This is a genomic window from Paenarthrobacter sp. C1, from assembly GCF_049315185.1.
In the GTDB taxonomy this organism is placed as follows: Bacteria; Actinomycetota; Actinomycetes; order Actinomycetales; family Micrococcaceae; genus Arthrobacter; species Arthrobacter nicotinovorans.
The window spans coordinates 2,995,388-3,009,418 of record NZ_CP186052.1 but is presented as its reverse complement, the minus strand read 5'-3'; the positions used below and the strand labels follow the sequence as shown (position 1 = coordinate 3,009,418).

At 64.0% G+C, this 14,031-nt stretch carries 12 protein-coding genes and 1 pseudogene; 9 read left to right on the top strand and 4 right to left on the bottom strand.

From position 1 onward, the window contains the following. Positions 1-52: 52 nt before the first annotated feature. The 6 genes and pseudogenes from ACNAOU_RS14090 to ACNAOU_RS14065 all read left to right on the top strand — a co-directional run bounded on the left by ACNAOU_RS14090 (position 53) and on the right by ACNAOU_RS14065 (position 6,826). The gene (locus ACNAOU_RS14090) at positions 53-1,756 is read left to right on the top strand and encodes an amidohydrolase (RefSeq protein WP_422757107.1); all 1,704 of its coding nucleotides are present in this window, start codon (positions 53-55) and stop codon (positions 1,754-1,756) included. 46 nt (positions 1,757-1,802) lie between these two features. Continuing rightward, positions 1,803-2,795 carry an ABC transporter substrate-binding protein gene (locus tag ACNAOU_RS14085; protein WP_422757106.1) on the top strand — a complete coding sequence of 331 codons (993 nt, stop codon included), beginning with the start codon at positions 1,803-1,805 and terminating at the stop codon, positions 2,793-2,795. A gap of 27 nt (positions 2,796-2,822) precedes the next feature. Further along, complete coding sequence (locus ACNAOU_RS14080; protein WP_422757105.1) at positions 2,823-3,599, top strand: ABC transporter permease; 777 nt, start codon at positions 2,823-2,825, stop codon at positions 3,597-3,599. Continuing rightward, positions 3,596-4,371: pseudogene (locus tag ACNAOU_RS14075) on the top strand (ABC transporter permease). The gene ACNAOU_RS14080 and the pseudogene ACNAOU_RS14075 overlap by 4 nt, the downstream one beginning before the upstream one ends. Beyond that, the gene (locus tag ACNAOU_RS14070) at positions 4,368-5,222 is read left to right on the top strand and encodes an ABC transporter ATP-binding protein (RefSeq protein WP_422757104.1); all 855 of its coding nucleotides are present in this window, start codon (positions 4,368-4,370) and stop codon (positions 5,220-5,222) included. Before ACNAOU_RS14075 ends, ACNAOU_RS14070 begins: the two are co-directional and overlap by 4 nt. Beyond that, positions 5,219-6,826: a sulfatase family protein gene (locus ACNAOU_RS14065; protein ID WP_422757103.1), complete on the top strand. Its 1,608-nt coding sequence runs from the start codon at positions 5,219-5,221 to the stop codon at positions 6,824-6,826. Before ACNAOU_RS14070 ends, ACNAOU_RS14065 begins: the two co-directional genes overlap by 4 nt. A 57-nt stretch (positions 6,827-6,883) precedes the next feature. Here ACNAOU_RS14065 and ACNAOU_RS14060 read toward each other — a convergent pair whose 3' ends face one another. Continuing rightward, a complete protein-coding gene (locus tag ACNAOU_RS14060; protein ID WP_018776295.1) occupies positions 6,884-7,843 on the bottom strand; it encodes a helix-turn-helix domain-containing protein in 960 nt (319 codons plus the stop codon). A 234-nt stretch (positions 7,844-8,077) separates the two neighbouring features. Here ACNAOU_RS14060 and ACNAOU_RS14055 point away from each other — a divergent pair, with 234 nt between their 5' ends. Continuing rightward, positions 8,078-9,553 (top strand): APC family permease, encoded by a 1,476-nt coding sequence (locus ACNAOU_RS14055; RefSeq protein WP_064721756.1) that lies wholly within the window; start codon positions 8,078-8,080, stop codon positions 9,551-9,553. A 72-nt stretch (positions 9,554-9,625) separates the two neighbouring features. On the opposite strand, the gene ACNAOU_RS14050 is transcribed toward ACNAOU_RS14055, so the two are convergent. Together ACNAOU_RS14050 and ACNAOU_RS14045 are read right to left on the bottom strand one after the other, a co-directional pair. Next, complete coding sequence (locus ACNAOU_RS14050; RefSeq protein ID WP_018776293.1) at positions 9,626-10,426, bottom strand: MoaF C-terminal domain-containing protein; 801 nt, start codon at positions 10,424-10,426, stop codon at positions 9,626-9,628. A gap of 122 nt (positions 10,427-10,548) precedes the next feature. Next, positions 10,549-11,295: an IclR family transcriptional regulator gene (locus ACNAOU_RS14045; protein ID WP_035733076.1), complete on the bottom strand. Its 747-nt coding sequence runs from the start codon at positions 11,293-11,295 to the stop codon at positions 10,549-10,551. 125 nt (positions 11,296-11,420) lie between these two features. Here ACNAOU_RS14045 and ACNAOU_RS14040 point away from each other — a divergent pair, with 125 nt between their 5' ends. Beyond that, positions 11,421-12,755: an MFS transporter gene (locus tag ACNAOU_RS14040; RefSeq protein ID WP_018776291.1), complete on the top strand. Its 1,335-nt coding sequence runs from the start codon at positions 11,421-11,423 to the stop codon at positions 12,753-12,755. Positions 12,756-12,849: 94 nt separating this feature from the next. Here ACNAOU_RS14040 and ACNAOU_RS14035 read toward each other — a convergent pair whose 3' ends face one another. Beyond that, on the bottom strand, positions 12,850-13,533 hold the full coding sequence (locus tag ACNAOU_RS14035) for a phosphoribosyltransferase (protein ID WP_422757101.1): 684 nt from the start codon (positions 13,531-13,533) through the stop codon (positions 12,850-12,852). A gap of 71 nt (positions 13,534-13,604) precedes the next feature. Between ACNAOU_RS14035 and ACNAOU_RS14030 the strand changes: the two genes are divergently transcribed. Further along, positions 13,605-14,018 (top strand): MarR family transcriptional regulator, encoded by a 414-nt coding sequence (locus tag ACNAOU_RS14030; RefSeq protein ID WP_018776289.1) that lies wholly within the window; start codon positions 13,605-13,607, stop codon positions 14,016-14,018. The last annotated feature ends 13 nt before the right edge of the window (positions 14,019-14,031 follow it).

The window sequence follows — 14,031 nt, the reverse complement described above, 5'->3', positions numbered from 1 at the left end:
TTCAGGAACGTTGTCTGCATCACATCCGGATGCGGTGACCTGAGGAGAATCGATGCAGGATTTCGCTGATCTGGTGATCACGAATGCCTCTGTCCACACCATGGACCCGGCGCAACCACACCGCATGACTGATGCCATCGCCGTCAAGGACGGCTGCGTCGCAGGGCTCGGCCACGACGATGTGAGCCGGCTGATTGGCCCGGAAACGCGGGTTGTTGACGCCGCAGGAGGGGCTGTTATTCCCGGCATCAATGATGCCCATTTGCACTTCGTCTCGGCGGCGATGGCCGCCTTCGGCTATGTGCGGCTGGACCCGGACATCGCCCCGGACTGGGCAGCCGTCGTCGATGTGCTGACGGCAGCACCGGTGGGCCCCGATGGCTGGATCCGCGCCCACGGCTGGGACGAGTCGATACTTGGACCGGCCAAGGGCCTGTTGGATTGCCGCCCTGACGCGCCCCTCGTGGCGTTCGACGCCACCGGCCACCAGCTCCTGGCCAACCGGGAAGCGCTCAAGCGTGCCCGCATCAGCGCCACGACCCCTGATATCCACGGCGGCGTGATCGTCAGGGGAGGGGACGGTGCCCCTTCCGGCCTGTTCCAGGACGGTGCCATGGAACTCATCTCCCGTGCCATGCCACCCGTTCCGGCCGCAACGCTCCGCCCGGCGCTGCTTCGCTTCCAGGAGTATCTGCACTCGCTGGGCATCACCTCCCTCACGGAGCCTGGATTGGGGCCGGCCAGCGCCGGGCTCATGGACGGAGCAGGTTCGACGGCGGCGCTCGGGTTGCTGGGCGACCTCGCCTTGTCAGGCGAACTGACGCTGCGGATCAATGTCCTCATGCTCTTCGCCGGAACCGGGGGAGCCAATGCCCCGGCCGTTGAGGAAGGCCTGCGAAGCGGGCTGGCAGAAAGCTGCAGGAACCGCGGCATCGATCCGGAGCAATTGAGGATAGCGGGCGTCAAAGTCTTCGCGGACGGGATCCCACGCAGCGGCACCGCCTGGATGAGCGAGCCCTATGGCACGGCCTGTACGCACGGCAGCCTGGTGATCCAGGGTGCCAGCGATGGCGAACGGGTGGCTGAACTCAACCGGATTCTGCAACTCATCAACGATGCCGGACTGCAGGCCGGTGTCCACGCCACGGGAGATGCGGCCACCGCCGCAGCTGTGCAGGCGATCATCGAAGCCACTTCTCCCGGCGGGAGTCCCGCGTCCGCCGGGAATCACCACAACCGCCACTACATCATCCACGGAGCCTTCAGCGACATAACCACCCTGCAGACCATGGCTTCCCGGGGCATCGGATACAGCACCAACCCCCTGATCCGCCAGGAAGCCGGGGACATCATGCGCCAGGTCCTCGGCGAGGACCGCTTCTCCCGCCACCAGCCCCTGCGTTCAGCAGTGGAGGCGGGCGTACGTTTCAATATTGCTTCCGACGCACCTGTGACCAGTCCGGATTGGCGGCGCACAGTGGTGGCCGCCGTCCGGCGTGCCACCCGCTCCACCCCTGGTGCACCGGGTGACCCCGAGCGGATCACCGGTCAGCAAGCGCTGGCTGCCATGACCCTCGAGGCTGCCTGGCAGGATCACGCGGAGCACTCCAAGGGCTCCCTGCTACCCGGCAGGACAGCAGATCTGTGCCTGTTATCCACCCCGTGGCCGGCCGATGAGGAGATCGAGAAACTCCTCGACACAGACATCCGGCTCACTCTCAGCGGTGGCCGTGGAGTCCACCCGTCCACCAGCTAGAACCATTTTCTTCCGTTTAAACCATTCGTCATTCAAGGAGCAACACATGCGACGCATTATTCCTTTGGCCGTGGCCGCTGCACTGTCCATGGCACTTGCAGCCTGTGGCGGCGGCTCCGGCCCGGCTGCCGTCCCGGCCGCCGATGGGACCACCACCCTTAAAGTGGGAACCATCGGCATAGGGTCCGACGCCGGCATCCGCCTCGCGGCCGACAAGGGCTACTTCAAGGAACAGGGCCTCAACGTCGAGATCTCTGTCATCGCCAACCCTCCCGCGGGAATTGCAGCCGCCCAGAGCGGTCAGATCGACCTCAGCTATACGCCTTCCATTCCGCTCCTGAATGCCTTGAGCCAGAACGTGCCGCTCAAGATCGTTGCCGCAGCTGACGGATACAAGGACGGGGCAGGAAAATCCAGCGACCTCAACCGCGTGGACGATACTGGCCTCCTCGTCCGGAAGGATTCATCCATCACCCGCCCGAAGGACCTCGAGGGAAAGAACGTTAGCGTTCCGGCAAGGAAAGCGCAGCTGGAGGTGACGGTCAGCAAACTGGTCAAGGATGACGGGGGAGATCCCGCCAAAGTGAACTGGATGGTCCTGGACCCGTCATCGGCCCTTCAGTCGTTGAATTCCGGACGCGTGGACGCGGCGTCCCTGGTCGCTCCGTTTACCTCCAAAGCGGTGTCAGAGGGGAACCGCCTGCTGGCGTCCCCCGGGGTCGAGTTCTTTGAGCAGGGAGCAATTGGCCTGTGGGTCTCCGGGGCTAACACGGTGAAGTCCAAGGAAAAGGCCTTGGCAGGGTTCAAAGCCGCCATCTACAAGGCGAACGCTTACGCCAACGGCCACATCGATGAAGTGCAGCAGCTCAGTGCGGAGATCACCAAGACCCCGCTTGACGTGGTCAAGTCTGGGGCCGTCAACTACTGGCCCGATGAGGTCCGTGTGGAAGACATTGAGCGGGCCAACAACAATCTCGCCGACCTCGGCTTCCTGAATGCGCCGGTGAAACTGCCGGCCGACCTCATCTTCGGCAAGTAGGCAGGAGAACGCCATGGGAGATTCATCATGAAAGCGTCCGTACGCCCCTACGCCTTCAGCATCGTGGGCGTCGCGGGGGCCCTGGTCATCTGGCAGCTTCTCGCAGAGGCCAAGGTTGCAGGAACTGCCCTGCCGCCGGCTACGACAGTGTTCACGACCCTTGCGACCATCCTGGGAACAGGAACCTTCTGGTCCTCACTGGGGGCCACGATCGGCATCGCATTGCTCGCTCTGGCGCTGTCTGCCGTGGCCGGCGTAGCCATAGGGCTGCTCGTCGGCAGTTTCGAGTCCGTCAAGTACGCCACCTTGGCCGTCTTGGAGTTCCTCAAGCCGGTCCCGCCGATCGTCATCCTGCCCCTTGCCGTGCTGGTCCTCGGCCCAACAGCAGAGATGTCGCTGTTCCTCGTAGTATTCGGTTGTTTGCTTCCCATCGTCATGCAGACCGTGGATGGCGTTCAGGGCACCGACCCCGTGGCACGCGACACCGCCCGTTCCTATGGCATGGGAGAGGGCGAAATCCTGGCCCGTGTGGTGCTTCCCAGCGCCATGCCTTACATAGGAACAGCGATGCGCGTGGCAGCTCCTGCAGCCTTGGTAGTTACCGTGGTGGCCGGACTCCTCGGCGGCGGCCCGGGCCTCGGCCAAAACATCTACCAGGCCCAGGCTGCGGGTGACTACGCCGGACTCTACGGTTTGGTGATTGTCCTCGGAGTCCTGGGCCTCCTGTTCCAAGGTGCCACGCGCCTGGCTGAGCGCCGGGTCCTGCACTGGCACGAGTCCTACCGGGAAGCGGTGCCGCGATGAGAATCACAATGCGTAACTGGGTGATCGGCGTCGCCGCCCCTGTGCTTCTGTTGGTGGCGTGGTGGTTCCTTTCCGCGGACTCCACAGATCCTTTCTTCCCCCCGCTGCAAACCATCCTTGTCCGTTTCCAGGAATTGTGGCTCTTTGAACACTTCCAGTCCGACGTCCTGCTCAGCCTGGGAAACCTGTTCCTCGGTTTCGTCATCGCTGCTGCGGCCGGGATCGCACTGGGGTTCATCACGGCCCTGGTTGCTCCTGTCCGGTGGATGCTTGACCCGTTGATCCACTTCCTCCGCGGAATACCCCCGGTAGCGCTGGTGCCGATCTTCATCTCGCTCATAGGCTTCGGCACCCAGATGCGCGTCACCAGCATCGCCCTGGCGGCGCTGTTTCCCACCATGATTGCCACGGTGGACGGCATCCGCAGCGTCAGCAACGACCTCTTGGACGTCTCCAGGGTCTACCGCCTGACCCGCAAGGAACGTGTGCTGAAGGTGCTCCTGCCGGCGGCGCCCCGCAGATCTTCTCCGGGCTGCAAGTGAGCCTGCAGGTGGCGTTCATCGTGATGATCGCCAGCGAGATGCTGGGCAGTTCCCAAGGGATCGGAGCCATGACTTTGCTGGCCCAACAGAGTTTCATGACGGCGGACATGTGGGCGGGAATCCTGCTCCTTGGCGTCATCGGCTTCCTGGTCAACATCCTGTTCAGCCTCCTTCGTCGCAGGGTCCTGTCCTGGTACATCGGATCCCGCCGCCTGGCGCGTGCATCATGAGCAACCGTCCGGCCCCGACTCTTCCCACCCGAAACAGAAAGTCCACCATGGCACAGCAACCAGAAACACGAGTAAGCGCCGCCACGCCCCGGTTGGACGTGGCGCACCTCGCCAAGACCTATGGCAGCGGAGGAAAAGCACGCACGGTCATCGAAGACCTGACCTTCACGGTGGATGCCGGCGAGGTTGTCTGCATCGTGGGTCCATCCGGCGTCGGCAAGACGACCCTCCTCAAATGCTTGGCCGGACTCCAGCCCGCGACCAGCGGAAGGGCCGCCATCGATGGGCGGACCATCAGCGGCCCGCCTCCGGAAATGGCCTTGGTCTTCCAGGACTACAACCGGTCGCTGATGCCATGGCTCACGGTCAGGAAGAACCTGGTTCTTCCCCTGCGGCATCTCAAGTTGTCCGCAGCGGAACTGAAGGAGCGCTGCGACAGTGCGCTCGCCGCAGTCGGCCTCTCCCACGCAGACAACCAGTATCCCTGGCAGCTGTCCGGCGGCATGCAGCAACGCGTCGCGATCGCCCGGGCGTTGGCCTACCGGCCCGAGTTCCTGATCATGGACGAACCTTTTGCGTCAGTGGATGCGCAGACGCGGTTCGACCTGGAGGACCTGTGCCTGAAGATCCGGCGGGATTTCAACATGACCATCCTGGTGGTAACGCACGACATCGACGAAGCGGTCTACCTTGCGGACCGGGTGGTGGTCCTGGGGTCACGGCCCGCGCGCGTGCTCAAGGTGGTGGACGTGGACCTGCCCGCTCCCCGCGACCAGATCACCACGCGCTCGCTGCCGGAATTCTCCCGGCAGCGCACAGAGGTGCTCTCACTCATCAAGAGGCCTGCATGACGGGGCAAGGCGCCAGCGGCAACCGCCGGCCCAACGTCCTGTTCATCATCGCCGACCAGCTCCGGGCAGACCACCTGGGCTTCGGCGGCAACGGCACTGTCAGGACCCCACACCTGGATGCGCTCGCGGCCAGGAGCATCGTCTTCGGGAATGCGACAGTGGCCAATCCTACGTGCATGCCCAACCGTGCCAGCCTGATGACCGGGCGGTGGCCGTCGGCGCATGGAACCCGGTGCAACGGCATCACGTTGGATCCCCTGACGCAGACGGTTCCGGGATCCTTGGCTGCCGGCGGCTACCGCACGGTGGGAGTGGGAAAACTGCACCACCAGAACATGGGCTGGGAATTTGAACCCCACCAGGCCGAGGAAATCCGGGCCACCGACCCCATGCTTTTGGACGCGGCGGCCGGGGACGCCCGCCGTCATGCTTTCCCTGCCGGGTGGGACCAGTGGGAAAACCGCGAAGCGCACGATGAGCGGTTCATTGCGCTGCCGTCGGACTACTACGGCTACCAGCACGTAGACCTGGTCATTGGACACGGCGACCGGCCTGGTGGCCACTACGTGCATTGGGCCAGGGAACGGGGCGTCGACCCGGAGACTTTGGGTGGTCCCGGCAACTCGTCCAACAGATATGGCGGGTGGGACCAGGTGTACCAAACGGCCATTCCAGCGGAGGTGCACCCCACCAGCTACGTGAGCGAGAAAGCGATAGAGCACCTGAAGGATGCCGCGGGCCAGGATCAGCCGTTCTTCATGTTCGTGTCCTTTCCCGACCCCCACCACCCGTTCTCCCCGCCGACCGGCTACTCCGGGCTCTATGATCCGGCGGCCATGCCACTGCCGCTCGGCTTTGACCAGGACCACGAAGCATCGCCGGCGCACGTGCGGGACATGATTGAACACCGAGGAGAGCCGAATCCGGACCCCACCATGACGTGGGCCGCGACGGAGGAGCAGTACAGGAACGCGGCAGCCGCGCAGTACGGCCTGATCACCATGATGGACGAGCACATTGGCCGGATACTCGATGAGCTGGACAGGCAGGGGCTGGCGGAGGACACCATCGTGGTGTTCACCAGCGACCACGGTGACCTGTTCGGCGACCACGGCCTGATGCTTAAGCACTTTGTCCACTACCGCGCTGTCACGAATGTCCCGTTGGTGCTGCACATCCCCGGAAGGCCGCCGGGCCGGACGGAGGCGCTGGTTTCCAGCGCGGATGTGGCACCCACGCTGCTGGAGCTCACTGGATCCCGGGGTTACCGCGGAATCCAGGGACGCTCGCTGGTGCCTTTGTTGGAAGGGGCTACTGAGCAGCACCGGGACGCGCTGTTGGTGGAGGAGGAGCAGCCGTTCGGTTTGCCGGGTTTGCCGGGACCGGTCCGCATGCGGACGGTCATCACGCCTGAGGGGAGGTTGACCAGGTACTTCGGCACTGACCTTGCCGAACTGTACGATCACCGCACCGATCCCGGTGAGTTGACCAACCGCGCCGGTGATCCCGCTTTCGCTGAGTTGGAGGACCGCCTGCTGCGAACCATGCTGGAGGAGATGGCCGCTTTGACGGATGAAGGGACAGCCCCGACGGCGGCAGCGTAGTCAACTGCCCGAAACACCGGCCCGACGGCGTCCCCTGGGTTCCGGTGCAGGGAACCGTTAGTGGCTGTTGCGGTAGCCGGTGGGGGAGTTCCCGAAAGCTGCCCGGAAAATCCGGCTGAAGTGGGCGGCGTCGGTGAACCCCCAGCGGGCCGCAATGGCGGTAACGGGCCGTTCGGCCAGCACCGGATCCCGCAGGTCACGCCGGCATCTCTCCAGCCGCCGTTGCCGGATGGAGGCAGCCACCGTGGTTCCGATTTCCTGGAAAAGATCGTGGAGGTGCCGGGTGGAGATGTAGTGGGCCGCCGCTATGGTTCCGGGGGAGAGCCCGGGATCTCCGAGGTTGGCTTCAATGTAGTCGTGGATACGCCCCAGGAGCAGCAGGTGCGGGTCCCGGCCGGTTTCGATCAGTTGATCGAGTTCGCCGTTGAACAAGGTGGTCACCAGATCCAGTGCGTTGTGGACCAGCCGGAGCCCGTTGGTGCCGGAGAGGGCATCGAGGTTGTCGGCCAGTTTCACCAGGAACGGGCTGATCAATTCACCCAGGCCTTCGTCGCCGGGTATCCGCAACGCAGTGACGTGGCCCATGGCCTCTGCCGGCAAGTCCAGCAGGACGTGCGGAAACATGAGCACCAAAGTGCGGAAGTCGTCGTCGAACGTTAGTTGATAGGGGCGGGAGGTGTCGTAGATGGAGAGGTCCCCCGGGCGCAAGACGGCTTCGCGATCGTCCTGAACCAGGCGACCCGATCCACTGAGCTGGATGCTGAGCTTGAAGAAGCGGCCCGTGGACTTGGCAATCAGCTCCGGGGTGCGCAGTACGGTGTGGGGTCCGGCGGTGATTTCCACCACCGAGATCTGTCCCAGGACGCGGGCGCGCATGGTTCCGTGGAATGTCGAATTGCGTGGCCCCTGGGCCAGCAGGGGTACGAAGGAAGCGGAGATTGCCCTGCTCCACTCCTGGAACGACTCCGCCACGATGGTTTCCACGGTTGCGGGGCCCGTATCAGCCGCGACGGTCATCAAGTTCCCTTTCAATGGCCCGTGGTGCCGCTGCCAGGAGGCAAGAACGCCGGTGGCGCGGATGTGAGCTTGCCCACGATTCTACACCGGCGCCCGGGCGCGAACGTGCTTGCGTGCAGCGACAAGCTCCTTGCCGTGTGAGACAAGTCACGCACCCGCCGTGCGGTGGAAGATTGCGGAATGACAGACATCGTGCCGCGCACATCTCCCGCGGCGCCGAGGCAGGAGCACACTATGAGCGTGGATAACCCCGTTATGGGCACGACCGCCCGAACGGTCGAAAGCAAGAGACGGCTTGGCGTACCGGCAGTGACCTTCATGATTATCGCGGCCTCTGCGCCGTTGACCGTCCTCGCAGGCGGAGTGACCACAACGTTCGCGGTGACCGGCGTGACGGGTGTTCCATTGTCCTTCCTGGTCCTGGGTGGAATCCTGGCGCTCTTCGCGGTGGGCTATGCGGCCATGAGCCGCTATGTCACCAACGCCGGCGCCTTCTACGCCTACATAGCACAAGGCATTTCGCGGCCTGCGGGCGTGGGCGCGTCACTGGTTGCCCTCATGGCCTACAACCTGATGCAGGTAGGCATCTACGGACTGTTCGGCTTCACGGTTTCTTCGCTGCTTTCCGCGCGACTGGGCATCAGTGTCCCATGGTGGATTCCGGTTCTGGTCTGCATCGCCATCGTCGGCTGGCTGGGTGTCAACAGGGTTGACCTCTCCGCCAAGGTACTCGGCGTCCTGGTGGCCCTCGAATTCCTGGTGGTCATCGTTTACGACGTCATCAGCCTCGCCGTGGCCCCGGAAGGTGTCAGCGCTGCCACCTTCAGCCCGGAGACGCTGTTTGTGCCCGGGATCGGAGCCGTCCTGTCTTTCGGCATTGCGGCGTTCATGGGCTTCGAATCCGCCGCCATCTACGGTGAGGAGTCAAAGGATCCCCAGCGTACTGTTGCGAGGGCAACGTTCGCAGCTGTGGGAATCATCGCCGTCTTCTACGCGGTATCGGCCTGGGCCATGACCATGGGGGCCGGCCCCTCCGCCGTCATTGCGACGGCCACAGAGAATGGTCCGGACATGATCTTTGCGTTCCTGGGTGCCAACGGAGGCGTGCTGCTCAGCGACATCGCCCAGCTCCTCTTCGTCACCAGCCTCTTCGCGGCACTTGTCAGCTTCCACAACGCCGTAGCGCGGTACTTCTTCTCCCTCGGCCGCGAGCGCGTCCTGCCTTCGGCGCTGGCCAAGGTCCGGGCCGGCAGCGGGGCGCCGTACGCCGGTTCGCTGGCGCAGACGGTGATCGCCGTCGTCGTGACCCTGGCGTTCGCCATCGCAGGATCCGGTTCCGAACTCGGCGAACTGTACCCCGTGCTGACCATGTTCACGTGGCTGACCAACAGCGGGGCCATGGGGCTGGTGCTGCTGATGACCGTGGTGTCGGTTGCCGTGATCGGCTTCTTCCGCCGGCAGCAGCACGGCGCGAGCCTGTGGGTCAGGGTCGTTGCGCCGGCACTGGGCTTCGTGTTGCTCGCAGTGGTTTTCGTGCTCATCCTGGCCAACTTCAACGTCTTGCTGGGACAGACGGAGTCGACGGCTGCCACGTTCGTCCTGCCGCTGTTGGTCCTGCTTCCAGGAGTCGTGGGCGTGGTGTGGGGCCTGCGCCTGCGGCGCTCGCAGCCTGCGCTGTACGCCCGGATCGGGCATGGCTCGGAGGACTGATCCTCTGAGGCCCGCAAAGGAAGCCCCGGCACGTTCTCCGTGCCGGGGCTTCCTTTGTTCCACCCTGCCGTACTAGCCCGCTATGGCCGGATTCAGTTCCGGGGTGTGGTGGGTGATGCTGATCAAGCGGCCGTGTGCGCCGAACGTGAAATGTACGGGTTCCGTGCCTTCCTCGTTCCAGCCGAAGAGGCTGCCGTGGGAGCGGATGGCCCGGGGATCGCGGTGGTCGGCCACTGTGACCGAGCCGCACGGGATGACTTTCTCCCGCCAGGTGAAGACGAAGATTCCGGGGCGGACCTGGAGAACGGTGTTGGAGTCGGTGTCTGCCAATCCGCGCTCCGGACCGGCGAGGCATTGCCAGGTGTACCAGGTGGGGCTGAGGTAGATGTGTTCGTAGGCGTGTGATTCGCTGTAGACCCATTCGACGCGCCGGCCGATGAGTGCCGTGCTTTCCGAGATGGCCTCGCCCGTGGCGGAATAACCGTCCAGTGTTCCGGGGCGGAAGTCGTGGTGCACGGCGACACTGGAGGCGGTGGCCCTGCCGAGCGCGGCGCCGATGTAGAGCGCCCGGCCCCGCGCAAGATCAAGGACCAGGGATACGGCGAGTTCCGGTTCCAGGACGCTCTGCCATTGGCAGTAATACAGCTCCTCGGCTACAACGAAGGCTTCGTAGGCGGCTGTTCCTGCGTGGCCGGCGGCAGCCCATTGCACTTCTTCGTCGTCGAAGCTGAAGGTCATGGGTCCGCCGTCGCCGCGGACGGAAAATTGTTGCCCGGCCAGGTCCTGTACGGCGGGGGCCTTATTGGCGTCGAAGCCGGGGGCCAGTCCGTCCAGCGGCAGCCAGTTGGAGGTGTCAAGAAGATTCAGGCTCATGGATTCCTTCTCGTGCTCGAAAGAAGGACCGGACGGCGTGTCCGGTCCTTCTTCGAGTATTCGGTGCCCTGGCCTTGGAGTCTTGTGCTGTGGGGCACGCCGCTTGACCTGGAAGGAAAGGTTCAGGCCAGTTGGCTTTCGATGCGTGCAGCACTGGCTGCCAAGGCCTTTCCAACGGCGTCGGCGTCCTGGTCCAGGCGGATATAGACGACGGCGATCGCCGCCGGCCGTCCGCCCGGAACTTTGATGGGCGCAGCAATGGAAGACAGTCCGGCAACGACTTCGTCGTGGCTGGTGGCGTAGCCGACGCGTCGGGCTTCGTGGGCCTCGGGCCGGTAGGGGTTGCCCGCGCCTACCTGCTGCCAGCGTTCCTCGGTCATGGTGGATTGGATGGCAATACCGGGGGCACCTGTGCTGACGGGATGACGGCTGCCCGGGTGCTGGGCGAGCGCCGCACCTGTGTGCCGTGGTTCGACGGTGACAAGGGTGACACATTCCTGGTGGTCCCAAACGGCGATGAAGGCCGTCATGTGGAGGGTGTTTGCCAGTTGTGTGAGTTCGGGGAGGGCAGCGGTTTGCAGGTTCCGTGAGACGCCGCTGGCCAGGACCGAAAGGCCGGGGCCGGGCTGGACGCGTCCGGAGTCGTCGCGAACCAGCAGGGAATGGTCTTCCAGGGTCCTGAGTATCCGGTAGGCCACGGAGCGGTGCACGCCCAGTGCTTCTGTGAGTTCTCCAATGGTGAGCGGCCGATCGGCGGCGGCGAGGATCTCCAGTGCCCTGATTCCACGGGAGAGCGTTTGGGACGGCGGGACCTGTGTCCCGGCTTCCGGCTGGCCCTTGACGCCGCTGCTTGGATTCATGCGAACCATCCTATGTTGGCGGTGCGGCGTGGGGGCTGTGCTTTGGGTCACAAGCTGTAGTATTGTTTCCTAACTGACCGTTCTGTCGGTTAATGCACGTCTCGCATCGCTCTGCACACATCCCTGGAGTTTCAATGACCGCAACTTCCACTGTCGACTCGCCGTCAGGCCCAAGCAGCAAGCGCGAAGAGCGCCGCGTCCTGGCCGGAACCCTGGTGGGCACCACCATCGAGTGGTACGACTTCTTCATCTTCGCCCAGCTCACTGCGACGCTGCTGGCGCCTTTGTTCCTCTCTCCCTTGGAGAAGTCCAACCCGGGAGTGGCCCAGCTTTTGTCCTTTGCCACCATCGGAATCAGCTTCCTGTTCCGTCCTCTCGGAGCCTTCGTCGCAGGGCACCTTGGCGACAAGATGGGTCGCAAGGCCGTACTCGTCATGACGCTGGTCATGATGGGAGCTGCCACCGCACTGATCGGTGTCCTGCCCACCTACGAAACGATCGGGCTTTGGGCACCTGTGCTGCTCATCTTCCTGCGGGTCGTCCAGGGCTTCTCCGCCGGCGGTGAATGGGGCGGTGCTGCCCTCATGGCCGTGGAGCACGCACCGATCAAGAAGCGTGGACTCTTCGGTGCCTACCCGCAGATCGGTGTGCCCATCGGAATGATCCTGGCTACCGGTTTGCTCTTCTTCCTGCAGTCGGGAATGTCCAAGGAGGCCTTCTCTGCCTGGGGCTGGCGTGTGCCCTTCCTGCTGTCCGTTGTTCTGATCGTGGTGGGTTACCTGATCCGCCGCGCGGTCGGCGAGAGCCCCGTCTTCAAGGAACTTGCCCAGCGAAAGGCTGAAAGCAAAGCTCCCCTGGGTGAACTCTTCCGCAGGAACAAGAAGGAAGTTGTCCTCGCTGCGCTGATCTTCATCGCCAACAACGCGGCAGGCTACCTGCTGATTGCATTCTTCATCTCCTACGCCACCAAGGCCCTGAAGATGCCGCTGCCACAGGTTCTCCTGGCCACCACCATCGCTTCCTTCGGCTGGCTCATCTTCACCATGGTGGGCGGTTGGCTCTCAGACAAGATCGGCCGCGTGAAGACGTTCTTGATCGGCTATGGCCTGGTCTTTGCCTGGATGATTCCGATGTTCGCCCTCATCGACACCAAGGACATCCTGCTCTATGGGACTGCGCTGTTCGTACTGACGATCGGCCTGGGCCTGTCCTACGGTCCGATGTCGGCCATGTACGCAGAAATGTTCCCGGCCCAGGTGCGCTACTCGGGCATCTCCATCGGCTATGCCCTTGGTGCCATCCTCGGTGGAGCTTTCGCGCCGCTGATTGCCCAGGCGCTCCTGGATGCCACCAAGTGGTCCGGTTCGGTTGGCCTCTACATCATGGGCCTCTGCATCATCTCCGCCGTTGGCGTGATCCTCGCCAAGGAAACCCGGGGACGTCCGCTGGGGTACAGCGTCCACCACTGACATCGACACGACAAAAGCGGGTGCGGTCCACATGGACCGCACCCGCTTTTTGTCATTGCCGGGACCCTTTCTCCGCTACCGGGTCCGACGCCGGCTACGGACGCCCGGCGACGCCCGCGCCTTCCAGCTGGCGCACCACATCGGCGTCGGAAAGCTGTTCGAAGTGACCGTAGAAAGCGCCGACAGCATGGAATTTACCTGGCGTGTGCAGGGCAAAGACAACATCGCAGACCCGGGCGAGCGATGCCGACGCTTCAAGCGATGCAACCGGGACGGCCACCACTACGGTGCCCGCTCCTGCCGACCGGACGGCTTCCACCGCGGCCCGCATGGTGGCGCCGGTGGCAAGTCCGTCGTCCACCAGGACAACAGTCTTCCCGCGCAGGTCGTGGTCCGTGCCCGGGTATTCCTTGGCCCGGCGCAGCAGCTCCGAACGTTCCCGGGCTTCGACGCTATCCAAGGCCGACTGGGAGATGCCGCGGGCAAGAATGAGATCCCTCAAGGGTTTGTTGACGATCCGGAGCACCTCGCCCTGTGACAACGCCAAAGCCCCGAACGCAGTTTCGTCCCGGCCGGGAATTCCCAGTTTTCGCACCAGGAGGGCGCCAAAGGGCAGGTAGAGTTCCCCAGCTGCTGCAGCGGCTACCGGAATACCACCCCGGGCGAGCCCGAGGATGATGGTGTCCGGTCGCTCCCTCAGCTGCGGGAGTCCTTCAGCCAGGCGTCGACCGGCTTCCGCGCGGTCCTTGAAACGCATGCCCATCTGCTCCACTTCCACGTCATTTGTTGCCCTTCCAAGCCTACCGTCCACACCTTGCCCGGCGCGGCCTCCACTGAAAGCATGGGCTTGTGAACAAGCCCATCGGATATTGGATCAAAAGGCTGGACGCTGCGCTGGAAGTCCAGTTGGACCGCACCTTGGCGCGGATCAAGCTCACGCGCCGCCAGTGGCAGACTCTTGCCACCCTGGCCGAGCACTCCATGCTTCCGGACCAGCTTGAGGAGGCACTGCAGCCACTGTGGGGCGGTGACATCCGGTTGCGCGAGCGGGAACTGGCAGCCTTGGTGGGCCGGGGAATGATCACGATGATCGATGACCGTTTGGCGCTGAGCGAGCGGGGACGGGAGAAGTACCACGAGGCGCAGCAGCTGGTGGAAGATGCGCGTCAGGATCTTTCGATGGGCATCGGCATCGATGAATACGCCATGGCATTGAGCGTCCTGGAGCGCATGAGCCTCAACGCGGAACGGCTGGCCCGCTAGACCAGCCGTACCG